This is a genomic window from Burkholderia sp. AU33423, assembly GCF_002223135.1.
Lineage (GTDB): Bacteria > Pseudomonadota > Gammaproteobacteria > Burkholderiales > Burkholderiaceae > Burkholderia > Burkholderia lata_D.
The window spans coordinates 1,553,735-1,579,192 of the sequence record NZ_NKFH01000004.1 but is presented as its reverse complement, the minus strand read 5'-3'; the positions used below and the strand labels follow the sequence as shown (position 1 = coordinate 1,579,192).

At 66.6% G+C, this 25,458-nt stretch carries 21 protein-coding genes; 16 read left to right on the top strand and 5 right to left on the bottom strand.

Annotation, left to right across the window (positions count from 1 at the left end):
* Positions 1-36: 36 nt before the first annotated feature.
* Positions 37-2,286: an ATP-dependent DNA helicase gene (locus CFB50_RS10010; RefSeq protein ID WP_089445756.1), complete on the top strand. Its 2,250-nt coding sequence runs from the start codon at positions 37-39 to the stop codon at positions 2,284-2,286.
* A 121-nt stretch (positions 2,287-2,407) separates the two neighbouring features.
* Here CFB50_RS10010 and CFB50_RS10005 read toward each other — a convergent pair whose 3' ends face one another.
* The gene (locus tag CFB50_RS10005) at positions 2,408-3,232 is read right to left on the bottom strand and encodes an outer membrane protein assembly factor BamD (RefSeq protein ID WP_039360216.1); all 825 of its coding nucleotides are present in this window, start codon (positions 3,230-3,232) and stop codon (positions 2,408-2,410) included.
* 41 nt (positions 3,233-3,273) lie between these two features.
* Here CFB50_RS10005 and CFB50_RS10000 point away from each other — a divergent pair, with 41 nt between their 5' ends.
* The 8 genes from CFB50_RS10000 (at position 3,274) to CFB50_RS09965 (ending at position 12,897) form a co-directional block, all read left to right on the top strand.
* The gene (locus CFB50_RS10000) at positions 3,274-4,482 is read left to right on the top strand and encodes an RluA family pseudouridine synthase (RefSeq protein WP_089445755.1); all 1,209 of its coding nucleotides are present in this window, start codon (positions 3,274-3,276) and stop codon (positions 4,480-4,482) included.
* A 6-nt stretch (positions 4,483-4,488) separates the two neighbouring features.
* The gene (gene pgeF, locus CFB50_RS09995) at positions 4,489-5,328 is read left to right on the top strand and encodes a peptidoglycan editing factor PgeF (RefSeq protein WP_089446085.1); all 840 of its coding nucleotides are present in this window, start codon (positions 4,489-4,491) and stop codon (positions 5,326-5,328) included.
* Between the two features lie 360 nt (positions 5,329-5,688).
* Positions 5,689-7,554 carry a class I poly(R)-hydroxyalkanoic acid synthase gene (gene phaC, locus CFB50_RS09990; RefSeq protein ID WP_089445754.1) on the top strand — a complete coding sequence of 622 codons (1,866 nt, stop codon included), beginning with the start codon at positions 5,689-5,691 and terminating at the stop codon, positions 7,552-7,554.
* Positions 7,555-7,653: 99 nt separating this feature from the next.
* On the top strand, positions 7,654-8,835 hold the full coding sequence (locus tag CFB50_RS09985) for an acetyl-CoA C-acetyltransferase (RefSeq protein WP_089445753.1): 1,182 nt from the start codon (positions 7,654-7,656) through the stop codon (positions 8,833-8,835).
* Positions 8,836-8,984: 149 nt separating this feature from the next.
* Positions 8,985-9,725 carry a 3-ketoacyl-ACP reductase gene (locus CFB50_RS09980; protein WP_069248088.1) on the top strand — a complete coding sequence of 247 codons (741 nt, stop codon included), beginning with the start codon at positions 8,985-8,987 and terminating at the stop codon, positions 9,723-9,725.
* Between the two features lie 119 nt (positions 9,726-9,844).
* Entirely contained in the window at positions 9,845-10,411 is a 567-nt protein-coding gene (gene phaR, locus CFB50_RS09975) for a polyhydroxyalkanoate synthesis repressor PhaR (protein ID WP_006485265.1), read from the top strand.
* Between the two features lie 411 nt (positions 10,412-10,822).
* Positions 10,823-11,668, top strand: a complete 846-nt coding sequence (locus CFB50_RS09970) for a lysozyme inhibitor LprI family protein (protein ID WP_089445752.1) — start codon at positions 10,823-10,825, stop codon at positions 11,666-11,668.
* A gap of 188 nt (positions 11,669-11,856) precedes the next feature.
* The gene (locus CFB50_RS09965) at positions 11,857-12,897 is read left to right on the top strand and encodes an NAD(P)/FAD-dependent oxidoreductase (protein ID WP_179254166.1); all 1,041 of its coding nucleotides are present in this window, start codon (positions 11,857-11,859) and stop codon (positions 12,895-12,897) included.
* 23 nt (positions 12,898-12,920) lie between these two features.
* Here the strand turns inward: CFB50_RS09965 and CFB50_RS09960 are convergent, their stop codons facing one another.
* Both CFB50_RS09960 and CFB50_RS09955 read right to left on the bottom strand, forming a co-directional pair.
* Positions 12,921-13,175: a hypothetical protein gene (locus CFB50_RS09960; RefSeq protein ID WP_069248086.1), complete on the bottom strand. Its 255-nt coding sequence runs from the start codon at positions 13,173-13,175 to the stop codon at positions 12,921-12,923.
* A 256-nt stretch (positions 13,176-13,431) separates the two neighbouring features.
* Positions 13,432-16,074 (bottom strand): M16 family metallopeptidase, encoded by a 2,643-nt coding sequence (locus CFB50_RS09955; RefSeq protein WP_256978871.1) that lies wholly within the window; start codon positions 16,072-16,074, stop codon positions 13,432-13,434.
* Positions 16,075-16,627: 553 nt separating this feature from the next.
* Here CFB50_RS09955 and rimO point away from each other — a divergent pair.
* The 4 genes from rimO (at position 16,628) to CFB50_RS09935 (ending at position 20,856) form a co-directional block, all read left to right on the top strand.
* On the top strand, positions 16,628-17,989 hold the full coding sequence (rimO, locus tag CFB50_RS09950; RefSeq protein WP_027787268.1) for a 30S ribosomal protein S12 methylthiotransferase RimO: 1,362 nt from the start codon (positions 16,628-16,630) through the stop codon (positions 17,987-17,989).
* A gap of 3 nt (positions 17,990-17,992) precedes the next feature.
* Positions 17,993-18,919, top strand: coding sequence for a sugar kinase (locus tag CFB50_RS09945; protein ID WP_089445749.1), 927 nt, complete (start codon positions 17,993-17,995; stop codon positions 18,917-18,919).
* 99 nt (positions 18,920-19,018) lie between these two features.
* The gene (locus CFB50_RS09940; protein ID WP_089445748.1) at positions 19,019-19,561 is read left to right on the top strand and encodes a hypothetical protein; all 543 of its coding nucleotides are present in this window, start codon (positions 19,019-19,021) and stop codon (positions 19,559-19,561) included.
* A 113-nt stretch (positions 19,562-19,674) separates the two neighbouring features.
* Positions 19,675-20,856 carry a cystathionine beta-lyase gene (locus CFB50_RS09935; protein ID WP_069248082.1) on the top strand — a complete coding sequence of 394 codons (1,182 nt, stop codon included), beginning with the start codon at positions 19,675-19,677 and terminating at the stop codon, positions 20,854-20,856.
* Positions 20,857-20,943: 87 nt separating this feature from the next.
* Here CFB50_RS09935 and serB read toward each other — a convergent pair whose 3' ends face one another.
* Positions 20,944-21,789: a phosphoserine phosphatase SerB gene (serB, locus tag CFB50_RS09930; protein WP_089445747.1), complete on the bottom strand. Its 846-nt coding sequence runs from the start codon at positions 21,787-21,789 to the stop codon at positions 20,944-20,946.
* Between the two features lie 166 nt (positions 21,790-21,955).
* A complete protein-coding gene (locus CFB50_RS09925; protein ID WP_089445746.1) occupies positions 21,956-22,897 on the bottom strand; it encodes a LysR family transcriptional regulator in 942 nt (313 codons plus the stop codon).
* Positions 22,898-23,019: 122 nt separating this feature from the next.
* Between CFB50_RS09925 and CFB50_RS09920 the strand changes: the two genes are divergently transcribed.
* From CFB50_RS09920 to CFB50_RS09910, 3 genes are all read left to right on the top strand, one after another.
* On the top strand, positions 23,020-24,036 hold the full coding sequence (locus tag CFB50_RS09920; RefSeq protein WP_089445745.1) for a zinc-binding alcohol dehydrogenase family protein: 1,017 nt from the start codon (positions 23,020-23,022) through the stop codon (positions 24,034-24,036).
* A 159-nt stretch (positions 24,037-24,195) separates the two neighbouring features.
* Positions 24,196-24,747 carry a DUF6013 family protein gene (locus CFB50_RS09915; RefSeq protein ID WP_089446084.1) on the top strand — a complete coding sequence of 184 codons (552 nt, stop codon included), beginning with the start codon at positions 24,196-24,198 and terminating at the stop codon, positions 24,745-24,747.
* 235 nt (positions 24,748-24,982) lie between these two features.
* Entirely contained in the window at positions 24,983-25,456 is a 474-nt protein-coding gene (locus CFB50_RS09910) for a PliI family lysozyme inhibitor of I-type lysozyme (RefSeq protein WP_069248078.1), read from the top strand.
* Positions 25,457-25,458: the final 2 nt, after the last annotated feature.

Below are 25,458 nucleotides of genomic sequence, written 5' to 3'. Positions count from 1 at the left end.
GGCGCCGCCCGGGCGCTGGACACAGGAACGCTTGCCTTGAATTCACCGCTTGAAGCCACCCCCGATGCCCGGCGCGACGTGTCGTCCGCCGGGCGCGCTCGTGCGCCCGAAGGCACCTTTGAGCTGAGCCGCAAGCGCGTCGACGAACTCGACACGATCTTCGGCGAAGGCGGACTGCTGGCGCGTGCGATCGACGGCTATCGGCCGCGACTGTCGCAGATCGAGATGGCGCGCGCCGTCGCGTCCGCGATGGAAGCGTCCGCGCGCCGGATGCCCGAGCCTGAGATCTTCGAAACCCGCAAGCGGCCGGCACGTCGCCTCGGCGACGGCGACAAGGCGGCCGAAACGGGCGCGGACGCCGCCGCGCCAGCCGAAGTCGACAGCGATGCCGGCGACAACACGCTGATCGTCGAGGCCGGTACGGGTACCGGCAAGACCTATGCGTACCTCGTGCCCGCGATGCTGTGGGGCGGCAAGGTGATTGTGTCGACCGGCACGAAACACCTGCAGGACCAATTGTTCGCGCGCGACATCCCGACCGTGCGCAACGCGCTGGCGGTACCGGTGTCGGTCGCGATGCTGAAGGGGCGGGCCAACTACCTGTGTCACTACTACCTGCAACGCACGGCCGACAACGGCCGGTTGCCGTCGCGGCAGGATACGGCCTATCTGCAGGAAATCGTCCGCTTCGCAAAGATCACGAAGAGCGGCGACAAGGCTGAGCTCGCGAGCGTGCCGGAAACGGCGCCCGTGTGGTCGATGGTCACGTCGACGCGCGACAACTGCCTCGGCCAGGAATGCCCGCATTACAAGGATTGCTTCGTGATGCAGGCACGGCGCGAGGCGCAGCAGGCCGACGTCGTCGTCGTCAACCACCACCTGTTCTTCGCGGACATCATGCTGCGCGATACGGGGATGGCCGAGCTGCTGCCGAACGCGAACACGGTCATCTTCGACGAAGCGCACCAGTTGCCGGAAACGGCGACGCTGTTCTTCGGCGAAACGCTGTCGACGACACAGATTCTCGAGCTCGCCCGCGATACGGTGGCGGAAGGCCTGAGCCATGCACGCGACGCGGTCGAGTGGGTGAAGCTCGGCGGCGATCTCGAGCGCGCGGCGCGCGACTTGCGCCTGGCGTTCGCGAACGACCAGATCGTCCGCATGTCGCTCGCCCAGCTCGGCGACGATCACCCGATGTTCGGTGCGCTCGACGCGCTCGAGGCTGCGCTCGACGCGCTGGCGTCGGCGCTTGCCAGCCAGGCCGAACGGGCGGAATCGCTCGGCGCGTGCCTGCGGCGCGCACGCGAGCTGCAGGACCTGCTGGCCGGCTGGGTCGCACCCGGCGCGACGGAAGCGGCGGCGAAGGCCGACGCAACGGCGGCCGGCGACAAGGCGGCATCCGACGGTGATCCGAACGAGAAGGTGCGCTGGGTCGAAGTGTTCGCGCATACGGTCCAGCTGCACGAAACGCCGCTGTCGGTCGCGCCGATCTTTGCCAAGCAGCGCGCGGGCGTGCCGCGTGCCTGGGTGTTCACGTCGGCCACGCTGTCGGTGCGCGGCGACTTCACGCACTATGCGGCGCAAATGGGCCTCAGCTCGCGTCGCTCGATGACGCTCGCGAGCCCGTTCGACTATCAGACGCAAGGGCTGCTGTACGTGCCGCGCAACCTGCCGCAACCGTCTTCGCCGGCGTTTACCGATGCCGTTTTCGACGCCGCGCTGCCGGCGATCGAGGCTTCTGGTGGCGGCGTGTTCATGCTGTGCACGACGCTGCGCGCGGTCGACCGGATCGCGTCGAAGCTGCGTGACGTGATCGAATCGCGCGGCTGGAACACGCCGCTGCTCGTGCAGGGCGATGCAAGCCGCACCGAACTGCTCGACCGTTTCCGTGCGTATGGCAACGCGATCCTGGTCGGCAGCCAGAGTTTCTGGGAAGGCGTCGACGTGCGCGGTGACGCGCTGTCGCTCGTCGTGATCGACAAGCTGCCGTTCGCGCCGCCGGACGATCCGGTGCTGGCCGCACGGCTCGACGCGCTGACGAAGAAGGGGCTGAGCCCGTTCGCCGTGCACCAGTTGCCGCAGGCCGTGATCACGCTGAAGCAGGGCGCGGGCCGGCTGATCCGTGCGGAGACGGATCGCGGCGTGCTGATGATTTGCGACACGCGGCTCGTCGACAAGCCCTACGGGCGCCGGATCTGGCAGAGCCTGCCGCCGTTCAAGCGGACCCGCGAGATCGCGGTCGTCCAGGACTTCTTCGACGAGCATCGTTCGGCAAAGCGCACCTGACGGTGCGTGCGGCGATCGTCGCGCGATCGCACTGGCGCCGCCTGAATGCGGCGCCAATAAAAAACCCGGCTCGATGGCCGGGTTTTTTTGTTCGTGCAGCGCGGGCTGTACGGTGCTTGCGTCAGAACTGCCACCACGACTTCTTCGAGCCGGGGCGCGAGTGGCCCGTGACATACGGGCTGTCGGGGAACGTGCCGGCGAGCACGCGCTTCGTGTCCTCGGCGAGTTCCGGCTGGTTCAGCTTGCCGTACGACAGGATCATGATGTGCAGTGCGTCCTCGATCGCCGGCGCGCCCTTGTAGTCCTTGATCGCGAGCTGCGCGCGGTTGATGGCCGCCACGTAGGCGCCGCGCCGGTAGTAGTAGTCGGCCGCGTGCACTTCGTGCGATGCGAGCGCGTTGACGATGTAGCGCATCCGCGCGGCGGCGTCGGGCGCGTACTTGCTCTTCGGGAAGCGGTCGACGACGACCTTGAACGCATCGTACGATTCGCGCAGTGCCTGCGGATCGCGCTCGCTCATGTCCTGGCCGGAGAAGCGGCCGAACAGCCCGAGATCGTCGTTGAAGTGGATCATCCCCTTCAGGTAGTACGCGTACGGGATATCCGGATGATCGGGGTGGAGCTGGATGAAGCGATCGACGGCCTGGTCGGCGGCGGCCGCTTCGTTATCCTTCCAGTTGCAGTATGCAACGTTGATCTGCGCCTGCTGCGCGAAATGGCCGAACGGATCGCGACCTTGCAGCGATTCGAAATATTTCGCGCACTTGCCCCAGTCGCCGCCGGACAGTGCGTCCTGGGCCTCTGAGTATAATTTGTTGTTCGACCAGGTAGCCGTCTCGTCCTGCTTCTGCGGCAAGCCGTGGCAGCCGGCGATGAGGGCCGCGGCCGCTACCGCCGCAGCCCGGGCGGCGACGGTTCTGGCCGTGCGTTTGGTCGAATTCATCATGCTCGCATGTCCTAGCTTCAAGTCTCGGTGACCCAGTCTAAATGACCCGTTCAAGTTCGCAGAATGCCCAGCCGGGCACACCAAATCGCGAAGATTATAGCCCAAGCGATCGGCCCGCCGACGCTGCCTCGGGGGATTCCCTCGATGACGATCTGACCGGCGACGCAATGCAGCCGCCCGTCGTGCCGTCCGCAGCGGTCGATGAAGCGCCGCGCGTCGTCGAAGTGCCGATGGCGCTCGCGGGCGAACGCCTCGACAAGGCGCTCGCCCAACTGTTCCCCGAATTCTCGCGCAGCCGCCTGCAGAGCTGGATCGAGGCGCAGCGCGTGCTCGTCGACGGCGCGCCGGCGAAGATCCGCCAGCCGGTGCCGCTCGGCGCGAAGATCGAGCTCGTGCCCGACCTGCTCCCCGAGCAGCTCGCTTTCACGCCGGAGCCGGTGCCGCTCGACGTGATCTACGAGGACGACGTGCTCGTCGTCATCAACAAGCCGGCCGGCCTCGTCGTGCATCCGGCCGCCGGCAACTGGAGCGGCACGATCCTCAACGGGCTGCTGCATCGCTACGGCGACGCGGCGGCCGGCCTGCCGCGCGCTGGGATCGTCCACCGGCTCGACAAGGAAACGTCGGGCCTGATGGTGGTGGCGCGCACGCTGGCCGCGCAAACGGACCTCGTGCGCCAGCTACAGGCCCGCACAGTGAAGCGCCGCTATTTCGCGCTCGTGTGGGGCACGATGCCCGAGGAAGGCACGATCGACGCGCCGATCGGCCGCGATCCGCGTGAACGCACGCGCATGGCCGTCGTCACGGGCGCATCGGGCAAGCCCGCGCGCACGCATTTCCGCACGGTTGACACATGTCTGTGGCAACGTCAGCCGGTTTCGGCGATCCAGTGCGATCTCGAGACCGGTCGCACGCACCAGATCCGCGTGCACTGCGCGCACGCCGGGCATCCGCTGCTCGGCGATCCCGTGTACGGGCGTGCGCGCGGCAAGCGCTCGGTCACGCCGCTGCCGGACGGGTTCGCGCGACAGGCGCTGCATGCATGGCGGCTCGGTCTCGTGCATCCGGTCACGGGCAAGGCGATGCAATGGCGCTGCCCGCTGCCGGACGACATGAACGCACTCGTCGCGGCGCTCGGCTTCGGGCAGGGCGACGAGGAATTCGACGACGATGACGGTGTCTACGACGATGACGATTTCGGCGGCGAGTATCACGATGACGAGCCGGACCTGGACGATGAGGAGGAGTGAGTGCCGATGACGAACCTGGCGCCGTTGACGTGGCAGGACTGCGTACAGCCCGACTGGCAGGTGTCGCCGCGCGTGCGCGCGCTGATCACGACGCGCGACGGCGGGGTGAGCGAAGGCCCGTACGGGCGCTGGCAGGGCGGAGACGCGCTGCCGGGCGGGATGAACCTCGGCCTGCATACCGGTGACGACCCAGCCCATGTCGCGGGGAACCGCGCGCGCTTGCTGGCGCTGGCCGGCCAGTCGAGTGCTGCGTGGCTCGAGCAGGTTCACGGCGCGCAGATCGTGCGTGCGGACGAGGTGATCGCGGCGGCGCCCACGGCTACGGCGCCGGTGCAGGCCGACGCGAGCGTCACCGACCGGGCGGGTGCCGTCTGCGTCGTGATGGTCGCGGATTGCCTGCCCGTGCTGCTGTGCGACACGCAGGGCCGCGCGGTCGGCGCCGCACATGCGGGCTGGCGCGGGCTGGCGGCCGGCATCGTCGAGCAGACCGCGGCGCGTGTCGCGGCACTCGCGGGCAGTGCGACGGACGCGCTTCATGCGTACCTCGGGCCGGCGATCGGCCCGCGGGCGTTCGAGGTCGGCGCCGACGTGCGTGACGCGTTTCTCGACACGGCCCCGCAGTCGGAGCATGATGAAACCCGGCTTGCGTTCGTCGCGATCGATGGCGCGCCGGGCAAGTTCCTCGCCGATCTCTATGCGCTCGCGCGCCTGCGTCTCGCACGTGCGGGCGTTGCGCACGTGAGCGGCGGGACGGCCTGCACGGTCACCGAACAGGCACGCTTCTATTCGTACCGGCGCGATCGCGTGACGGGCCGCATGGCAGCAGCGATCTGGCTGGCCGATTGACGAAATGCGCATGCGCGTGGAATTTGTTGCGCCGCAAAATCGGGTTATCTCGATATTTCGGCAGCCATGCCGCGCTGCATGCGCGATTGAATGAAAAATCCCGAAGTCAAGTCAACCAAAATGTTTTATGTTTCGCCGGAACCCTTGTCCCGTCTGTTGTGCGAGGATTATCTCCGTACCAAAATGTTCAACGGTTTGACATGGCGCTTCACATGGGGAAAACGATAATGATAAAAATACCGCACTGCGGCAGAATCTGGAGACGCCTCTCCAGAGCATGACGGCCCGGCTCGCAACCGGCATGCCGCGCGCGAGCAGGATTTCACGATAGACGCTCACGAATCACCGGTAAGGCAGGTAATGACAGCATCGAAAAAATCGTCGACGTCCGCTCAGGCGGGCACTTCTCCGGGCAGCATTGGTTTCGATCCGGCCGCCCAGCCGATGCAGCAGATGTTCGAGTCGTGGTTGAACGCGTGGCGCGGTTTTGCAGATCCGGCGCGCGCCGCGACTGCGTCGGCCACCGTGAATCCGTTCGCGACATTCCAGTTTCCGACATCGTTCCCGTTCCAGATGCCGTCGATGCCCGATTTCGGCGCGATGGCGTCGCCGTTCGCCGGGTTGAAGCTGCCGGCCGCCGCGATTCCGCCCGAGCGGCTGCAGGCGCTGCAGGCCGACTACGCGCGTGACTGCATGGCGCTGATGCAGCAGGCTGCCGCGGCGAAGCTCGAGTCGCCCGAACTGAAGGACCGCCGTTTCAGCGGCGATGCGTGGAAGGCGTCGCCGGCGCATGCGTTCGCGGCGGCCTGGTATCTGCTCAACGCGCGCTATCTGCAGGAACTGGCCGACGCGCTGCAGACCGATCCGAAGACGCGCGAGCGCATTCGTTTCACGGTCCAGCAGTGGACGGCCGCGGCCGCGCCGAGCAACTTCCTCGCACTCAATCCCGACGCACAGAAATCGATCCTCGAAACGCAGGGCGAAAGCCTGCGGCAAGGGATGATGAACCTGCTCGGCGACATGCAGCGCGGCAAGATTTCGCAGACCGACGAATCGCAGTTCGTGGTCGGCAAGAACCTCGGGTGTACTGAAGGCGCGGTCGTGTACGAGAACGACCTGATCCAGCTGATCCAGTACACGCCGAAGACGGACAAGGTGTTCGAGCGGCCGCTGCTGATCGTGCCGCCTTGCATCAACAAGTTCTACATCCTCGACCTGCAGCCCGAGAATTCGCTCGTCGCGCATGCGCTGTCGAGCGGCCATCAGGTGTTCCTCGTGTCGTGGCGCAACGCGGACGCATCGGTCGCGCACAAGACGTGGGACGACTACATGAACGAAGGGCTGCTCGCGGCGATCGACGCCGTGCAGCAGGTCAGCGGCCGCGAACAGATCAACACGCTCGGCTTCTGCGTCGGCGGCACGATGCTCGCGACCGCACTCGCGGTGCTTGCCGCGCGCGGCGAACATCCGGCCGCGTCGATGACGCTGCTCACCGCGATGCTCGACTTCACCGACACCGGCATTCTCGACGTGTTCGTCGACGAGGCGCACGTGCAGATGCGCGAGCAGACCATCGGCGGCAAGAACGGCACGCAGCCGGGGCTGATGCGCGGCGTCGAATTCGCGAACACGTTCTCGTTCCTGCGGCCGAACGACCTCGTGTGGAACTACGTCGTCGACAACTACCTGAAGGGCCGCACGCCGGCGCCGTTCGACCTGCTGTACTGGAACAGCGATTCGACGAGCCTGCCGGGCCCGATGTACGCGTGGTACCTGCGCAATACCTATCTCGAGAACAAGCTGCGCGAACCGGGCGCGCTGACCGTGTGCGGCGAGTCGGTCGACCTGACGCTGATCGACGTGCCGACCTTCATCTACGGTTCGCGCGAGGATCACATCGTGCCGTGGCAGACGGCCTATGCGTCGACGTCGATCCTGTCGGGCCCGCTGAAGTTCGTGCTCGGCGCGTCGGGGCACATCGCGGGCGTGATCAATCCGCCGGCGAAGAAGAAGCGCAGCTACTGGGTCAACGACAGCGACCTGCCCGAATCGGCGGACGACTGGTTCGCCGGTGCAACGGAGCACCCGGGAAGCTGGTGGACGACCTGGGTCGAATGGCTCGACCAGTACGGCGGCCGCAAGGTGGAGCCGCCCGCCCAGCCCGGTAACGCGCAGTTCCCTGTGATCGAGCCGGCGCCGGGCCGCTACGTGTTGCAGCGCGATTGACGAAAACCGGACAGCGGCGCAGGCTGTCCGGTGCACCGCAGTTTTTTTAACAGGGCCGGTAGCGATGCGCCGTGTCGTGCGGGCCTGGAGGAAAGGGAAATGACGGACGTAGTGATCGTATCGGCCGCGCGGACCGCGGTCGGCAAATTCGGCGGCTCGCTTGCGAAGATTGCGGCGCCCGAGCTGGGCGCGACGGTGATCCGCGCGGTGCTGGAGCGTGCGGGCGTGAAGCCCGAGCAGGTCAGCGAAGTGATCATGGGCCAGGTGCTGACGGCCGGTTCTGGGCAGAACCCGGCACGGCAGTCGCTGATCAAGGCCGGGCTGCCGAGCGCAGTGCCGGGGATGACGATCAACAAGGTGTGCGGCTCGGGCCTGAAGGCCGTGATGCTGGCGGCGAACGCGATCGTCGCGGGCGACGCGGAGATCGTGATCGCGGGCGGCCAGGAGAACATGAGCGCGTCGCCGCACGTGCTGCCGGGCTCGCGCGACGGGTTCCGGATGGGTGACGCGAAGCTGGTCGACACGATGATCGTCGACGGCCTGTGGGACGTGTACAACCAGTACCACATGGGCATCACGGCGGAGAACGTCGCGAAGGAATACGGAATCACGCGCGAAGAGCAGGACGCATTCGCGGCGCTGTCGCAGAACAAGGCGGAAGCCGCGCAGAAGGCCGGCCGCTTCGACGACGAGATCGTGCCGGTGGCGATTCCGCAACGCAAGGGCGAGCCGCTGCAGTTCGCCACCGACGAATTCGTGCGTCACGGCGTGACGGCGGAATCGCTGGCCGGGCTGAAGCCGGCGTTCTCGAAGGACGGCTCGGTGACGGCGGCGAACGCGTCGGGGCTGAACGACGGCGCGGCGGCGGTGCTGGTGATGTCGGCGCAGAAGGCGGCGGCACTCGGCCTGACGCCGCTGGCGCGGATCAAGGCGTACGCGAACGCGGGCGTGGATCCGAGCGTGATGGGGATGGGCCCGGTGCCGGCATCGCGCCGGTGCCTGGAGCGCGCGGGCTGGACGCCGGGCGACCTGGACCTGATGGAAATCAACGAGGCGTTCGCGGCGCAGGCGCTGGCGGTGCACAAGCAGATGGGCTGGGACACGTCGAAGGTGAACGTGAACGGCGGGGCGATCGCGATCGGCCACCCGATCGGCGCGTCGGGCTGCCGGATCCTGGTGACGCTGCTGCACGAGATGGCCAAGCGCGACGCGAAGCGCGGGCTGGCGTCGCTGTGTATCGGCGGCGGGATGGGTGTCGCGCTCGCGGTCGAGCGTCCGTAAGCGGCCCTCCGTAACCGGCCGTCCGTAACCGGCCATTCGCGACCAGCGAACCGAATCCGTGTGCCGGCCGATGGCAGCTTCGGCCGGCGTCACGTGAAGTCAGAGGGGGCCTCCGGCAGCTCTCGAAACCAAAAAATGGAGTGAGATTTATGTCTCAGCGAATTGCGTACGTAACGGGCGGGATGGGCGGCATCGGCACCAGCATCTGCCAGCGCCTGTCGAAAGACGGCTTCAAGGTGGTCGCAGGTTGCGGCCCGAACTCGCCGCGCCGTGTGAAATGGCTCGAGGACCAGAAGGCGCTCGGGTACGATTTCATCGCGTCGGAAGGCAACGTCGGCGACTGGGACTCGACCAAGGAAGCGTTCGACAAGGTCAAGGCTGAAGTCGGCGAAGTCGACGTGCTGGTCAACAACGCGGGCATCACGCGCGACGTCGTGTTCCGCAAGATGACGCACGAAGACTGGACCGCCGTGATCGACACCAACCTGACGAGCCTGTTCAACGTGACGAAGCAGGTGATCGACGGGATGGTTGAACGTGGCTGGGGCCGCATCATCAATATTTCGTCGGTGAATGGCCAGAAGGGGCAGTTCGGCCAGACCAACTACTCGACCGCGAAGGCCGGTATCCACGGCTTCACGATGTCGCTCGCCCAGGAAGTCGCGACGAAGGGCGTGACGGTCAACACCGTGTCGCCGGGCTACATCGGTACCGACATGGTGAAGGCGATCCGGCCGGACGTGCTCGAGAAGATCGTCGCGACGATCCCGGTGCGGCGTCTCGGCGGGCCGGAGGAAATCGGTTCGATCGTCGCGTGGCTCGCGTCGAACGATTCGGGTTTCGCGACGGGCGCAGACTTCTCGCTGAACGGCGGCCTGCACATGGGCTGAGCGTCCGCGCTGCGCGGGCCGGGTGGCCGCGCAGCCGGGCGTTTTCCGAAGGCCCCCGCCTCCCGGATTCGGGCGGCGGGGATTCGTCACTTCCGCTACGCTGCACTCAAAGGCGTTACATGACTACTACAAAGAAGACGGCCGAACGGCTCATCAAGAAGTACCCGAACCGTCGGCTCTACGATACCGAGACAAGCACGTACATTACGCTGACCGACGTGAAGCAACTCGTGCTGGAGCAGGAGGACTTCAAGGTCGTCGATGCGAAATCCAACGAAGACCTGACGCGCAGCATCCTCCTTCAGATCATCCTCGAAGAGGAAAGCGGCGGCGTGCCGATGTTCTCGTCGTCGATGCTGTCGCAGATCATCCGTTTCTACGGGCATGCGATGCAGGGCATGATGGGCACGTACCTGGAAAAGAACATCCAGGCCTTCATCGACATCCAGAACAAACTCGCGGATCAGTCGAAGAACCTGTACGAAGGCAATGCGATGAATCCGGAAGTCTGGTCGCAGTTCATGAACATGCAGGCGCCGATGATGCAAGGGATGATGACCAGCTACATCGAGCAGTCGAAGAACATGTTCGTGCAGATGCAGGAGCAGATGCAGAACCAGGCGAAGTCGATGTTCAGCACGTTCCCGTTCAAGCAGCCGGGCGCGTCGGAGCCGGAAAAGAAGTAGCGGTTTCGCGGCAGGCCGACCGCGGCGGGCAACCCGTCGGGCGTCGGTGCCGCGAAGCAGTGCGGCGCGGGTCGGCCGATCGTGCATTCGGGCGCGACGATGTGCGGCCGTCGCCTGCCTGACCCTCTCGCCGACGGTCGTTCATGACCGTCGGCATCGAATGCGCATGCCGGGTTCGTTCGGGCGTGCGTGGTCGTTGTTCAGTCGATCGAGATCCCGTCACCAGCGAAGGAACACCGGCGCGTGTCGCGCCTGGTGGTGCGCGTTCGTGCAGGCACGCGTACCATGAGCGGCGCTGCGCGGTGTGGCAGCTGCGTTCGGCGAAATGCACTACCGGCGGGCACGACAGGCCGTGATGGGTGATGCCGCATCGGGGCAGTGCGACCAAGAAAAAACCGACTGAGAGAAAGCATGCGTGGGATTCGAATGGCATCGGCCGGCCGGCTGGCCGGTTTTGCTTCGATGTTCATGATGGGCGTTGGCGTCGCGGTACCTGGCTTTGCGATGGATTGCGCGAAAGCCGTGCAGCCGGTCGAGAAGCGCATCTGCGCGAGCCCCGTGCTGCGCGCAGCCGACACGCGGATGAATTCGGCGTACGCGGGCGCGCTGAAGGCCGCACCGGACACGGCTATCCGCGACATGCTGGTGCGCAGCCAGCGCCGCTGGATCGACGCGCGCAACAACCGTCTCGATGCCGATTACGAAGGTCGTCCGCTCGCCGTCGACGAAGTGCGCAATGCAATCGATCGGCGCACCGCCGTACTGGCCGATCAATCGAACAAAGGGTTGATCGCGCGTGCGCAGGCCGAGCGCCAGTGGCTCGCGAAATACACGGGCGGCCCGCTTACCGGTTTCGATGCAAACTGCGACTTCATTCCCGACGATGCGACCGGGGCGCACGTTTCCTATGCGTGTTTCGGCGCGGTCCATGTGCAGCATCGTGCGCGGGTCTGCAGCCAGAGCGAGGACTGGGCGACCGGTGCGGTCTATCAGTACCGGTCGGTGAGCACGGCCGATGGCGGGAAGGTGCGACCCGTTGCGTACTGCGAAGCGCAGGCCCATGGGAGTGCGTGCGACACCGGTGGCGTGCACTCGGCGTGGATGCGTGCGGGGGCGTCCGGTGGCGATAACCGCGCGTCAGCGCCGGTTGCCGGGTTGCCGCAGCTCGATGCGGAAATGTGGCCGATCGGCGATGGAGACGATGCTTTGTGGTTCGATCGATGCCTGAAGGCGCCGGTGTTTCCGGACATGCGGTGACCAATTCCGCGCACGAGCACGGCCCGCCATGGCGGGCTTTTTGTTTTTTTGAGCCCGAGCGTCGTGCGCGGCGGATGTCGATCAGGCGACTGCTTCGATGCCGGGCGCGAGAGGGCGGCGAGCAACCGCACAGCGGTGAAGCGGGGCGGACGGTATAGTCGGAACCCCGCAACTTCCGAATGTCACTCATGGGACACAAGCTGCTGCGCGTCGTCGTGATCGGTGGTGGCATCGTCGGTGCTTCCACCGCATGGCATCTTGCGCGATCGGGCGCACAGGTCACGCTGCTGGAACAGCAGACGGTGCCCGCGGGCGGCGCGACTCACTGGTCGTTCGGCTGGGTGGGTACCGGCAGCGCGCTTCCTTCTGAAAACCCGCCCGGGTTCTCCCGCACGCTCGGAGCGCTCCCGGCGTTCGCCCGGCTCGAGCGTGAGCTGGGCCCGTTGCCGGTGACGACGCGCGGGGCACTTGTCTGGCTGGACTCGGATGCGCAGACCGCTGCCCTGATCGACGCGCAGCGCGCGGCGGGCGTGCACATGGAAGCGTTGGGGCGTCGAGAGGTGGCCCGGATGGAGCCGCGTCTTGCACGGCTTCCCGAGTTGATCGCGTGGGCACCGGATGATTTCGTGGTCGAGCCGATCGACCTGACGCATCAGTTGCTGGCCGGTGCACAAGCGGCCGGCGCGGAGATCCGGTACGGTTGTGCAGTCGAAGCGGTCGAAACGCGCAATGGGCACGCTGTCGGTGTGCATACCGCGCACGGGCATGTGCCGGCGGATGTTGTCGTCCTGGCGAATGCGGCTTCCGCGGTGGCCATTGCCGCGAGCCTGGGCGTGTCGTTGCCGGTTCGCGAGGAGCCGGCCGTCTTGATGCGGTTTGCTGCCGAGCCGGGGCTCATCAGCCACTTGCTCTATGGGCAGGATCTCGAAGTGCGGGTCGGCCCGTCGGGTAGCCTGCTGTCAGCCGCGGATCTTCCGGAAGAGGGAGACAGCGGGCTTGCAGCGCTTGTTGCGCGCACGGCCTCGGACATTTCGGCGCTGTTTGCCGAGCCGCCGACCCTCACGCTGCTTTCCGCGAAATCGGCGCTTCGGCCGATGACGAACGACGGGGCGCCGATCAACGGATTTTTGCCGGGTGTTGGAGGGGTTTATGCCGTTGTCGCGCATCCCGGCGTGATCCTGGCGCCCCAGCTTGGGCGCCTGGCAGCGACCGCGATCATGGACGCGTGACGGGTCACGCGTCTCGTCGTCCGTCAGTGCGTCTGATCGAAATCCTGCTCGCCGTCCGACGGAGGAAGGTCGAGCACGAGCTTGACGGCGCTGTAGTTGGCCTTGAGCGAAAACACGCGGCCGATCACGAGGAACGTCTGCCGCGAATTCTCGAGTTCGACGAAGTCGCCCGGTTGCGGTACGTGCGCGCCCTGGTCGTAGGAGAAGCTGGTGCTGGTTTGCTCGCCAATGGCTTCGGCTGCGTGTTCGGTGAATTCGATCGTAATGTGGGTGGTCATGCGAGCCCCGTCATGGCTGAAGTGAAGCGGTTGGAGGTTCCGATTCTCGCATAATGGCAGTTCGCGCCCGGGGCGATTGTCGTGCGCTGATGGTTGCGGACCGTGCTTGCCCGCCGGGCTCCGGCTCACTCGAGTGCGCCCGCGTCGAGGGCTTCCCACGAGCGCTGCAGCGAACCGCCCTCTGGCGATGCGCGGCAGTGCGATGGCAGCGGCCCGGCCGAAGCCGGGCGGGGTGCGGAACGAAGCGAGGCGGCGGTTATTTCTCCGCAAACGTGCCTGCTTCCACCAATGTCATCTTGTCGGGGTCCAGGTACGTGCGGATGGCGGTGTTGACCTGCTCGACGGTCAACGCGCGGACGCGCGCGGGATAGGTGTCCAGGCCACTCAGCGGACGGTCCTGGAGCACCGTCTGGGCGATCATGGCGGCCATCTGCCCGGTGGTTTCCATCGCGACTTGATGGCGGCCGATCATGCCGTCCTTGCGTGCATCCAGTTCCGTTTGGGTAACGCCCTGTTTCCACCAAGCATCCAGAATCCGGCGCGTGCTGGCGACGCCCTTGTCCAGCAGGGGCGGGGCGAAGCTGCTGGTGATGACGAATCCGCCGTCCATCAGGGAGAGCCCGGACAGGCCGGCGCGGATGCCATAGGTCAGGCCTTCCTTGTCGCGGACCCCTGCCATCAGGCGGCCGGTGAAGCCGTTGCCCAGGATGTTGACGGCCGCGCTGAGGGGCAGATAGTCGGCATCGTTGGCGCGCAGGTCGATGGCCTGACCCAGCATCACGCTGATGGATTCCTTGTCCCCCATGGCGATGCGCTGCGTGTCGGGCCGGCTTGCTTTGCGTGGCGGGCCCTGTCGCACGAGTGCCCGGCCCCCGCTCCAGCCCGCGAAGGCTTCGGTCACCATGGACTGCAGGCGGCGAGGGTCCGCGCCGCCGACCACGACCAGCGTCATGTGGGCGGGCCCGTAATAGGCTTGATGAAAGGCCTTGATGTCGTCCAGCGTGGCAGCGGCGATCGCATCGAGCATCCGTTCGCGCGGCACCGGTGCGTTGAGGTGGGCATCGGGGTAAATGGACCGATTCAGCGCCTCGCTGGCCCGAGCCGATGGGTTTTCTCCGGCGTTACGGACCGCGGCCTCCAGCCGGCTCTTGGCCTTGGCCAGCTCCTCCGGCTTGAAGGCCGGCAGGCGCAACTGCTCGGCCATCAGGTCGATCAGCGTCGGCAAATCCTTGGTCAGGCTTTGGCCGTGTATGCCGACATAGCCGCCGTCGGTCTGGAACGACAACTGAGCGCCCAGGCTTTCCAGCAGCGCGGAGATCGCCACCTTGTCGCGACGGGTGCTGCCCTCCTGGAGCAACATGCCCGTCAGCAACGGCGCGGCGGGATTGGCCGCCTTGCTGGCCGTGTCGGCATCGCCCAGGGGCATCACCCCGGTAAGGGACACCATTTCCTGCGGCGACATCGAATAGGTCAATAGCGTGATGCTGCCGGCCTGGGAGCGCACGACGCGGTCGGCGATGCCTGCCTGAGCCGCAACAGGCAGGCATAGCACGGCGAACCACACGAACCACGTCCGCAGATGGTTGAAACGAACATGCTTCATGAAGTTCTCCGGGACGAACCAGCCGGTGGTGCTCTGGTTTTCAATGAGGTACTTGCGGGCGACGCGCTGCACATCGGCGGGCGTCACCTTTTCCAGTTCTTCAAGCTCGGTGACGAACCGTGTCCAGTCGCCCTGCGAGACCGCGTTGCCCAAGCGGGCGGACGTCGAGCGGACGCCGTCACGCTGGTAGACCTGATCGGCCCGGTAAGGGCCCAGCACTCGCTGGATATCCTCGCGAGTGACGCCCTCGGTCTTGATCCGCTCCAGTTCGGTCCAGGCGATTTTCTCGGCCTGCTCGTGTTTCGCGTCGGGCGGCAGGCTGACCGTCACGACGAACGGACCGGGATCGCGCAGCGCATGGAAGCCGGCGCCGGCTTGCGTGGCAACCGTGGTGTCGACCAGTGCGCGATACAGCCGGCTGCTCTTGCCCTGGCTCAATACCAGGCCCAGTACGGTCAACGCAGCCGCATCGGGGTCGAGCGCGCGCGGCCCCTTGAAGGCGATGATCAGATTGCCCGTTGCGCCCGCGCGTTTGAGCACCAGCCTTCGTGGCCCCTGCTGCGGCGGCTCTTCGGTCGTGACGGCGGGAATGGCCTTGGGCGCGCGCGGGATGCCGCCGTAATACTGCCTGACCCACCCCAACGCCTGGTCCGGCCGGAAATCGCCGACCAGGATGACGGTGGCGTTGTCCGGCCAGTAGAAGGTGTCGTAGAAACGGCGCAGCTTGTCCACGCTCGCATGCTCGATGTCGCTACGCCAGCCGATGGTCGGATGGTGGTAGGGGTGTGCCTGGTAAGCCGTGGCCATGACCTGCTGGAACAAGGCGGTGAAAGGACTGTTCTCGCCTCGCTCGTACTCGTTGCGTACCACCGTCATCTCGCTCGCCAGGTCTTCCGGGCGCAGCAGGAGGTTGCGCATGCGGTCGGCCTCGATCGCGATGTAGCCTTCCAACGCATCGCGCCCGAGCGTGCCGAAGTAGTTGGTGCGGTCCATCGAAGTGGTGGCGTTGAAGGTCGCGCCCACTCGCTCCATGTAGCTGTTCAGTGAATTGCCGAGCGCCTTGTTGTAGTGCCGGCTGCCCTTGAACATCAGGTGCTCGAGCAGGTGAGTGTCGCCGGTCGTGCCCGCGGCTTCGTTGCGTGAACCCACCTGGTACAACACCTGGAAACTGACCACCGTCGCAGCGGAATCGGGCACGGCAAGCACGGTAAGGCCATTGGCATCCAGACGGTATTCGTCGATACCGCCCAGGGAGCGCACGTGGGTAAAGCCCGGTACCTCGACGGGTTGGGCCATCGCCGTGCCTGCAATCAACGGGCACAGCGAGAGCCAGGTGCATATCAAACGTCGTACTGACATGTAGCGTCCTTTTGTGTAGGCCGGATGAACGCGGAATAGCTGATGAGCCAGATTCGACCCCATGCGGCAATGCAGCCGGGGGCAGGGAGACTCATGCGCGATGCTACTTTGCGCCCCATTATCGTGAAATGAGACGAGTTTGAATGTTTGGGACAGAACCGGCGCACTCGTCCGCAGGACCCGGCCATGAAAGATCGTGAATGCGGGTGCGCGTTGCGTTCCGCTCGATCGAGCGTCTCACCGGGATCAAAGAAAGCGCGGCGCCGTCAGCGCTTCAAATGCGTTGGTTTCGGACATCGCGTGAGCGGGTCGCGCGGCAATTCTCTGTTTCAAATTGAAAGGGACGCATCAGGCACCCATCGCGTGACGGCCCGCCGGCGCGTCGTGCATCCGATTCGACGGTCGATGCCGCCGCCGATCGCCTGTTTTGCCTCGCCACCCCTAAATGGCTGTAAACTCACGCTTTTGCTGCCACGCCCCCACATTCCAGATGTCCCAATCCCCCAAAGTAGGCTTCGTCAGCCTTGGCTGCCCTAAGGCTTTAGTCGACTCCGAACAGATCATCACGCAACTGCGCGCCGAAGGTTATGAAATTTCCGGCACCTACGACGGTGCCGACCTCGTCGTCGTGAACACCTGCGGCTTCATCGACGAAGCCGTGCAGGAAAGCCTCGACGCGATCGGCGAAGCGCTGACCGAGAACGGCAAGGTGATCGTCACCGGCTGTCTCGGCGCCAAGTCGAGCGCCAGCGGGTCGAACCTGATCGAGGAAGTCCACCCGAAGGTGCTCGCCGTCACCGGCCCGCACGCGGTGGGCGAAGTGATGCAGGCCGTGCATTCGCACCTGCCGAAGCCGCACGATCCGTTCACCGATCTCGTGCCCGCCGCCGGCATCAAGCTCACGCCGCGCCACTACGCGTACCTGAAGATCTCCGAAGGCTGCAACCACCGCTGCACGTTCTGCATCATCCCGTCGATGCGCGGCGACCTCGTGTCGCGTCCGGTCGCGGAAGTGATGCTGGAAGCCGAGAACCTGTTCAAGTCGGGCGTGAAGGAACTGCTCGTGATCTCGCAGGACACGAGCGCGTACGGCGTCGACGTGAAGTACCGCACGGGCTTCTGGAACGGCAAGCCGATCAAGACGCGCATGACCGACCTGGTCGCCGCGCTCGGCGAACTCGCCGCGCAGTACGGCGCATGGGTGCGCCTGCACTACGTGTACCCGTATCCGAGCGTCGACGAAGTGATTCCGCTGATGGCCGAAGGCCCGTTCAAGGGCCACGTGCTGCCGTACCTCGACGTGCCGTTCCAGCATGCGCACCCGGAAGTGCTGAAGCGCATGAAGCGTCCGGCGAACGCCGAGAAGGTGCTCGAGCGCGTGCAGAAGTGGCGCGAGATCTGTCCGGACCTGACGATCCGCAGCACGTTCATCGCAGGCTTCCCCGGCGAGACGGAAGAGCAGTTCGAAACGCTGCTGGACTTCATCCGCGAGGCGGAACTCGATCGCGTCGGCTGCTTTGCCTACTCGCCGGTCGAAGGCGCGACCGCGAACGAACTCGACGGCGCGCTGCCGGATGAAGTCCGCGAGGAACGCCGCGCGCGCTTCATGGAAGTCGCCGAGGAAGTGTCGGCGAATCGCATCCAGCGCAAGGTCGGCAAGACCCTCAAGGTGCTGATCGACGAAGTGAGCGAGGAAGGCGGGATCGGCCGCACGGCGGCGGATGCGCCGGAGATCGACGGCGTCGTCTATGTCGAACCGGCGGCGAAGGCATCGAAGCGCTACAAGGTCGGCGATTTCGTGTCCGTGAAGATCACGGGCGCCGACGGCCACGATCTGTGGGGCGAGGTGTAAGCGATGACCGCGGCATTCCCGGAGATCCTCGCGCTCGGCGAGGCGATGATCGAATTCAACCAGTCGCAGCCGGGCCGGCCTGAATTCCTGCAGGGCTTCGGCGGCGACACGTCGAACTTCTGCATCGCCGCGGCGCGCCAGGGCGCGTCGACGGGCTTCGTGTCGGCGATCGGCGACGATCCGTTCGGCCGTCTGCTGGCCGACATGTGGCGCGCGGAACGCGTCGACACGACGTACGTGCGGATCGACCGCGCGGCGCCGACCGGCGTGTACTTCGTCACGCACGGCGCCGACGGTCACCAGTTCGACTACCTGCGTGCGGGCTCGGCGGCGAGCCGTTACGCAACGGGGGACCTGCCGCTCGATGCACTGGCCGCCGCGAAAGCCGTGCATCTGTCGGGCATCAGCCTCGCGATCAGCACGGCCGCGTGCGACGCCGCATTCGCGGCGATCGACCACGCTCGCCGCAACGGCGCGAAGGTCAGCTTCGATACGAACCTGCGCCTGAAGCTGTGGCCGTTGCCGCGGGCTCGCGCGGTGATGCGCGAGGCGCTGCGCCAGACGGACATCTGCCTGCCCAGCTGGGACGACGTGACGGCGCTCACGGGCGCGAACGATCGCGATGCGATCGTCGATGCGATGCTCGAACACGGGCCGCAGGTCGTCGCGTTGAAGCTCGGCAAGGAAGGCGCTTACGTGGCGACGCCGAACGAGCGGCGCGTCGTGCCGGGCTTCACGGTCGAAGCCGTCGATGCGACGGGTGCGGGCGACTGCTTCGGCGGCGCCTTCGTCGCGCGGATCGTCGCGGGCGACGATCCGTTCGTGGCGGCGCGTTATGCGAACGCCGCGGCGGCGCTGTCGACGACGGGCTACGGCGCGGTCGCGCCGATTCCGCACCGCGATGCGGTGGAGCGCCTGATGCAGGGCTGATGCGGCATGCGCACGCCGGCCACGGCACCGCAGGGCGGGCAGGGCATCGCCGCGGTTTCCGCGGTTTTCGAGCGAATCTGAAGCAAGGAGCAACACACGGTGGGTCGATATTCGCAATGGCAACGGGCGCTCGTCGTCGCGGGCGCGCTGGCGGCGGGCATGGCGATGCCGGGCGTCTCCGCGGCACAGGCCGTCACGCCGGGCGTGCAGCAGGATGAACCGGCAACGGCGCGGCCGCTGAAGCCGAATCCGGAGTTCGCCCGCCTGCCGCGCTACGAAGGCACGCTCGGTGACCGGCCGATCGTCGTGCATCTCGGCCCGAAGACGGACGAGGAAGGCGTGCACGGCGAATACCAGTTCGCCGATACAGGCGAGGTCGTGCTGCTCGCGGGCGATCGCGATGGCGACACGCTCGAAATCGAGGAATCGAACGACGGCACGAACATCACGGGCGTGTGGATCGGCCGCTTCGACGCGACGGGGGACCTGAAGGCCGACCGGATGAATTCGGACGAGTCGGATCCGCAGCCTGTCGTGCTGCGTCACGCGCCGGGCAAGCGCGCGGCGCTGCAAGTGCGCGACGGCCGCGTGCAGGAAATCGAGACGGTGGGCGGCGTCGTCAATCTGCGCACCGACGACTGAACCCGCGCTGGCTCGGTGCGCGCGGCGCGCATTGTACCGGGCCAATTGCGCCGATTTTGGCTAATCTAGCTGCATATTCCGCAACCGAACGGCCTCGTGCCCGGCTTCCAGTCATGACTGCATCCACTCCCAAGCGCGCACTGCAAACCCGCATCGTTCAACCCGACGACGTGATCCCGGAAGGCTTCCGTTCGTTCGTGCCGCCGGTCGCGCGCGCGTCGACGGTCGTGTTTCCCGATCTCGCGACGATGCGTGCGCTCGTCTGGCACAACGACAACCAGTGGCGCTACGGCCTGCATGCGACGCCGACGTCGCTCGCGCTCGCGCAGCGGCTCGCCGAGATCGAGGGCGGGACGCATGCGCTGCTGCAGCCGTCGGGTCTCGCGGCGATCATGAACGTCTACTTCGGGATCGTGAAAGCCGGCGACGACGTGCTGATTCCGCACAACGTGTACGGGCCGAACGCCGATTTCGGCAACTGGCTCGCGAAGGATTTCGGCATCACCGCGCGCTTCTACGATCCGCTGATCGGCGCCGGCATCGCCGACCTGATCCAGCCGAACACGCGGCTGATCTGGATCGAGGCGCCCGGCTCGGTGACGATGGAAGTGCCGGACGTGCAGGCGATTACGGCGGCCGCGAAGGCGCGCGGCATCGTTACCGCGATCGACAACACCTTTTCGGCCGGGCTCGCGTTCAAGCCGTTCGAACACGGCGTCGACATCTCGGTGCAGGCGCTGACCAAGTACCAGTCGGGCGGCAGCGACGTGCTGATGGGGGCGACGATCACCGCGAACGCGGCGCTGCATGCGCAGCTGAAGCTCGCGCGGATGCGCTGCGGCGTCGGCGTGTCGGTCGACGATTGCTCGCTCGTGCTGCGCAGCCTGCCGAGCATGCAGGTGCGTTTCGACGCGCACAGCAAGAGCGCGCTTGCGCTCGCGCAATGGCTGAAGGCGCGGCCGGAGATCGCGGCGGTATTGCACCCGCAGATCGCCGATTGCCCGGGGCACGCGTCGTTCATGCGCGATTTCACCGGCGCGGGCGGGTTGTTCTCGGTGGTGTTCGACGAACGCTACAGTGCGGAGCAGGTCGACCGCTTCGTCGAGTCGCTCGAGCTGTTCGCGATCGGCTGGAGCTGGGGCGGCGCGTGCAGCCTCGCGATGCCTTACGACGTCGCGTCGATGCGTCCGGACTGGGCGCATCGCGGCACGCTGGTGCGTTTCTATGTCGGCCTGGAAGACGAGGGCGACCTGCGCGCGGACATCGAGCGCGCGATGCAGGCTGCGCTGGGCTGATCGCCAGCCGCCCACTTTCGGCAGAAAAACAAAACGCCGGCGCGATGTTGCATCGCGCCGGCGTTTTTCATTTCGGATTGCGCGGGATCAGAACAGCCGCAGCAGCCCGTCGAGGCCGACGTGATCGAATGCGACCGTCGCCGCATCGCGCACGACGGGCTTCGCGTGGTACGCGACCGACAGCCCGGCTTCGGCCATCATCTTCAGGTCGTTCGAGCCGTCGCCCATCGCGATCGCGCGGCTCGGCTCGAGGCCGAGCGACGCGCACGTCTCGCGCAGCAGGCGCGCCTTCACGTCGGCGTTGACGATCTCGCCGAGCACCTTGCCGGTCAGCTTGCCGTCGACGATCTCGAGCGTGTTCGCATGCGCGTAGTCGAGGCCGAGGCGCGCCTTCAGCCGTTCGGTGAAGAACGTGAAGCCGCCGGACACGAGCAGCGTCTTCATGCCGGCGGCCTTCACGCCGGCGAGCATCTTCTCGGCGCCCGGCGACAGTTGCAGCCGTTCCTCGTACACGCGTTCGAGCGCGTGCGCGTCGAGCCCGGCGAGCAGCGCGACACGGCGCGTGAGGCTTTCGTTGAAGTCGCGGATCTCGCCGCGCATCGACGCTTCGGTGATCTCCGCGACCTGCGTTTTCAGTCCGCAGAAATCGGCGATCTCGTCGATGCACTCGATCGTGATCAGCGTCGAATCCATGTCCATCACGGCGAGCCCGAAGTCGCCGAGCGAGAGGCCGGCCTCGACGAACGCGAAGTCGAGCGCGTGCGTGCCGCAGTAAGCGTCGATGTCGACGCGTTGCGCCGGGTTCGCGTTGTCGATCCGCAGCGCATGATCGTCGGTCTGCACGATGCGGGTGCCGCGCGACAGCGCGAGCAGCGGTTTGTGATGGGCGTCCGACAGCGGCGCAAGACTCTGGATGACGAGGTTGTGGGTCATGACGGGATGGTTGGGAAGCGAATGAAATGCGTGTGCGGCCAACGGGCGGCCGCCTGCCGATGCGGGCCCCGTCCGGCGTCGGGCCGTTGCGTGGCGAACGCGCCATTGTAGCCGGTTGGCCGCACGCGGCGGCGGGGGCGGATCGAAAGCGTGCGCGGCGCCGCGGTCATTGCCCGTCCGCGCGATCCCAGTACGGCGGATCGCCGAAATGCTCGGCCAGGAACGTGATGAAGGCGAGCGTCTTCAGCGGAACGTGCGCGCGGCTCGGGTAGACGGCCCAGATCGCGATGTCTTCCGCGAACGGATAGTCGTCGAGCACCGTGACGAGCGCGCCGCTCGCGAGCAGCGGGCCGACGTCCCAGGTCGACTTGATCGCGATCCCGAAGCCGTCGACGAGCGCTTCGCGGATCGCCTCGCCGTTGCTTGCGACGAGCCGGCCGCCGACCCGCACGGTGAGCGGGCCTTGCGGTGTGGCGAACGACCAGTCGCGTTGGTCGCCGAGGATCACGCACTCGTGCTGCGCGAGGTCGGCCGGATGGCGCGGCGTGCCGTGTTCGGCGAGATACGCGGGCGAGCAGCACAGCACGCGACGGTTCGTGGCGAGCTTGCGCGCGACGAGCGTCGAATCCTTCAGCGCGCCGAGGCGGATCGCGACGTCGTAGCCGTCGTCGACGAGGTCGACGATCTCGTCCGACAGCCGCAGGTCGAGCGACACGGACGGATAGCGGCGCAGGAACGCGGGAATCACCGGCGCGACATGCTGGCGGCCGAACGACGACGACATTGACACCTTCAGCCGCCCGTACGGCTCGGTGCGGCCGTGGCCGACCGATGCGCGCGCGGCATCGGCGGCCGACAGCAGCGTGTCGGCGTGCGCCATGAAGACTTCGCCGTCCTGCGTGAGGCTGATGCGGCGCGTGGTGCGGTGCAGCAGCCGTGCGCCGAGCTGGCGTTCGAGCTGCGCGATGCGCGCGCTCGCGACCGCGGCCGACACGCCGAACTCGCGCCCGGCCGCCGTGACGTTCGCGAGCAGCGCCGCGCGCACGAACAGCGCGACGTCGAGCAGGTCGAGCGGCTTGTCGGGGGCCGGAATCGGATCGGAGGCCATTATTCTGAAATTCCTGAAAATGTTTCAGGAAATATAGCGCTTTTCTCGAATGATCGGGTTGCCTACGATGACGTTCATGGGGCTGCGCCGCGGCCCACAGGTTTCCTTGAAGGAGTGTCGTGATGAAAGCCGTTGGACTGATCCGTTATCTGCCGATCGACGACCCGCAAGCGCTGCTCGACGTGGAGCTGCCGCAGCCCGTGCCGGGCCCGCGCGACCTGCTCGTGAAGGTCGAGGCGATTTCCGTGAACCCGGTGGACACCAAGGTGCGCGCGCCGAAGCCGCAGGTCGAGGACACGCCGCGCGTGCTCGGCTGGGATGCGGCCGGCACGGTGGTCGCGGTCGGCGCCGACGTCACGCTGTTCCGGCCCGGCGACGAAGTGTTCTACGCGGGCAGCATCACGCGGCCGGGTGCGAACAGCGAATTCCATACGGTCGACGAGCGGATCGCCGCGCTGAAGCCGCGCACGCTCGATTTCGCCGCATCCGCCGCGCTGCCGCTCACCGCGCTGACCGCATGGGAGGCACTGTTCGACCGGCTGCGTGTATCGCCGCAGGGCGCGGACGCCGGCAAGTCGGTGCTGATCATCGGCGGCGCGGGTGGCGTGGGTTCGATCGCAATCCAGCTCGCGAAGGCGCTCGGCAAGCTGCACGTGATCGCAACGGCATCGCGGCCGGCGTCGGCCGAGTGGGTGCGCTCGCTGGGCGCGGACGCGGTGGTCGACCATTTCGGCGACCTGCCCGCGCAGCTGCGCGAGGCCGGGCATCCGAACGTCGACTACGTGCTGATTTTCAACGACACGGATCGTCACTTTCCGGCCGCTGCGGAGGTCATCCGGCCGCAGGGCGGCATTTGCACGATCGTCGAGAACGACAAGCCGGTGCCGGTCGAACTGCTGAAGGCGAAGAGCGCGGCGTTTCACTGGGAATTCATGTTCACGCGTGCCATGTTCGAGACGCCGGACATGATCGAGCAGCACCGGATCCTCGGCGAAGTCGCGCGGCTCGTCGACGGCGGCACGCTGCGCACGACGCTCGGCGAGCAGCTCGGCACGATCAACGCGGCGAACGTGCGGCGCGCGCACCAGTTGCTCGAGGCCGGGCGTTCGATCGGCAAGCTCGTGCTGAGCGGCTTCTGAGCCGGCATCGCGCGTAAGGTTGCGGCGCCGCGAACGCAAGCGGGGTAACACCCGATGCGTTTGCGGCGCACTGCATGCCGCTTGGCGGTAGACTGGCAGCGCATCATGCATCGAAAACCGCGCGGCACGCGCGTGCCGCCGCATACCAAGGAGGTCAGCATGAGCCAACGCAGCTTGTCAGTCGCCGCAACGTGGTCGGTCGTGTTCGCGGCGGCGTGCGTCAGCGCGAGCGTATTCGCGGCGCCGCCGGTCAAGGGCAGTCTGAAGGGCGGCGGTACCGGACAGCTCGAATACACCGTCAAGGTCGACTCGAAGAGCTTCGGCAATACGCAGGAGACCCGCAAGATCCGCTCGGGCGAGACGGACGACTTCAACTGGAAGTCGGTGCCGCCGAGCGGGGCGGTCGCGATGCCGGAAGGTTGCCCGAACGCCGAGAACCTGCCGCGCGACGAGAACGGCGCGATGGTGCGCCAGACCCAGGTGCGGCTCGCGCCGTCGATCGACGCGAAGGGGATCGCCAACGTGCAGTTGAGCTTCCAGGCGGCCGCGCCGAAAGGCACGCGCAACGTGACGGCCGGCGGCAAGTCGCTGCAGTGTCCGGACGTCGTGTCGGTGAGCCAGGTGAAGTGGGTGTCGATCTCGACCAACGGCGGGTCGAAGTCCGTCACGATGAGCGATGGCTCGAAGGTAACGGTGTCGATCAAGCGTTGAACGGCGCGGGCGGCCCGGCGTCGGAGCCGGTGCGCGCGCAACGGATTCGACTTGCTGCAATACCACGCGGCGACACGTGACCGTTCCGTGTCGCCGTCACAATGCTTTCTTGCGACCTGCTTCAACGGCATGGCAGCCGTTCGCCGTGCAACAGCGTCGCAAAGCGACCCGCATGACGTCATGCGAATGTCACGCTATGCTCGCCCGCATCATCACCTTCCTGTCACGACATCCGATGAAATACCGAATGCGCGCGCTGTTGTGTGCCCTTGCGTTCGTCGCTGCGCCCGCGCACGCGGCCGACGATTGCGGTTTCGTGAAGAAAGTCGAGCTGCCGTCGCGGCAGCAGGTGGCGGTCGTGTCGAGCGGCGCGCTCGAACCGTGCTCGACCGGCAGCTACGCGGTGCGCGTGTATTCGACCGCGCATGCCGCCCCCGGCTTCGATACCGACGATTACGTGACGGGCGCGCTGCATGCGCGTGATGGTACGGTCACCGATGCATTCACGGCCGACCTCGGTGCACGTGCGCCGCAGGCGCTCGTCGTGACGACGCGCTCGGCCGGCAGCGGCGGCTATGTCGGCGCGCAGGCCTATGTGACGACATCGCGTGCGGTAAGGCTCGTCGCGTCGGTCGACGGGCTCGCGCCGGACGCGGACATCGCAGCCGCGTTGCGGCAGGCGATCGGCAAGCGCCGCAGCGCGCGCTGACT

Bases quoted from the DNA above. Each gene is read 5' to 3' on its own strand.
- CFB50_RS09910 (WP_069248078.1), top strand. From the start codon at position 24,983: ATGAAATACCGAATGCGCGCGCTGTTGTGTGCCCTTGCGTTCGTCGCT.
- pgeF (WP_089446085.1), top strand. From the start codon at position 4,489: ATGACGAACCTGGCGCCGTTGACGTGGCAGGACTGCGTACAGCCCGAC.
- CFB50_RS09965 (WP_179254166.1), top strand. From the start codon at position 11,857: ATGGGACACAAGCTGCTGCGCGTCGTCGTGATCGGTGGTGGCATCGTC.
- phaR (WP_006485265.1), top strand. From the start codon at position 9,845: ATGACTACTACAAAGAAGACGGCCGAACGGCTCATCAAGAAGTACCCG.
- CFB50_RS09945 (WP_089445749.1), top strand. From the start codon at position 17,993: ATGACCGCGGCATTCCCGGAGATCCTCGCGCTCGGCGAGGCGATGATC.
- CFB50_RS09955 (WP_256978871.1), bottom strand. From the start codon at position 16,074: ATGGCCCAACCCGTCGAGGTACCGGGCTTTACCCACGTGCGCTCCCTG.
- CFB50_RS09935 (WP_069248082.1), top strand. From the start codon at position 19,675: ATGACTGCATCCACTCCCAAGCGCGCACTGCAAACCCGCATCGTTCAA.
- CFB50_RS09920 (WP_089445745.1), top strand. From the start codon at position 23,020: ATGAAAGCCGTTGGACTGATCCGTTATCTGCCGATCGACGACCCGCAA.
- serB (WP_089445747.1), bottom strand. From the start codon at position 21,789: ATGACCCACAACCTCGTCATCCAGAGTCTTGCGCCGCTGTCGGACGCC.
- CFB50_RS09960 (WP_069248086.1), bottom strand. From the start codon at position 13,175: ATGACCACCCACATTACGATCGAATTCACCGAACACGCAGCCGAAGCC.
- CFB50_RS09915 (WP_089446084.1), top strand. From the start codon at position 24,196: ATGAGCCAACGCAGCTTGTCAGTCGCCGCAACGTGGTCGGTCGTGTTC.
- CFB50_RS09925 (WP_089445746.1), bottom strand. From the start codon at position 22,897: ATGGCCTCCGATCCGATTCCGGCCCCCGACAAGCCGCTCGACCTGCTC.
- rimO (WP_027787268.1), top strand. From the start codon at position 16,628: ATGTCCCAATCCCCCAAAGTAGGCTTCGTCAGCCTTGGCTGCCCTAAG.
- phaC (WP_089445754.1), top strand. From the start codon at position 5,689: ATGACAGCATCGAAAAAATCGTCGACGTCCGCTCAGGCGGGCACTTCT.
- CFB50_RS10005 (WP_039360216.1), bottom strand. From the start codon at position 3,232: ATGATGAATTCGACCAAACGCACGGCCAGAACCGTCGCCGCCCGGGCT.
- CFB50_RS09980 (WP_069248088.1), top strand. From the start codon at position 8,985: ATGTCTCAGCGAATTGCGTACGTAACGGGCGGGATGGGCGGCATCGGC.
- CFB50_RS10000 (WP_089445755.1), top strand. From the start codon at position 3,274: ATGACCCGTTCAAGTTCGCAGAATGCCCAGCCGGGCACACCAAATCGC.
- CFB50_RS09985 (WP_089445753.1), top strand. From the start codon at position 7,654: ATGACGGACGTAGTGATCGTATCGGCCGCGCGGACCGCGGTCGGCAAA.
- CFB50_RS09970 (WP_089445752.1), top strand. From the start codon at position 10,823: ATGCGTGGGATTCGAATGGCATCGGCCGGCCGGCTGGCCGGTTTTGCT.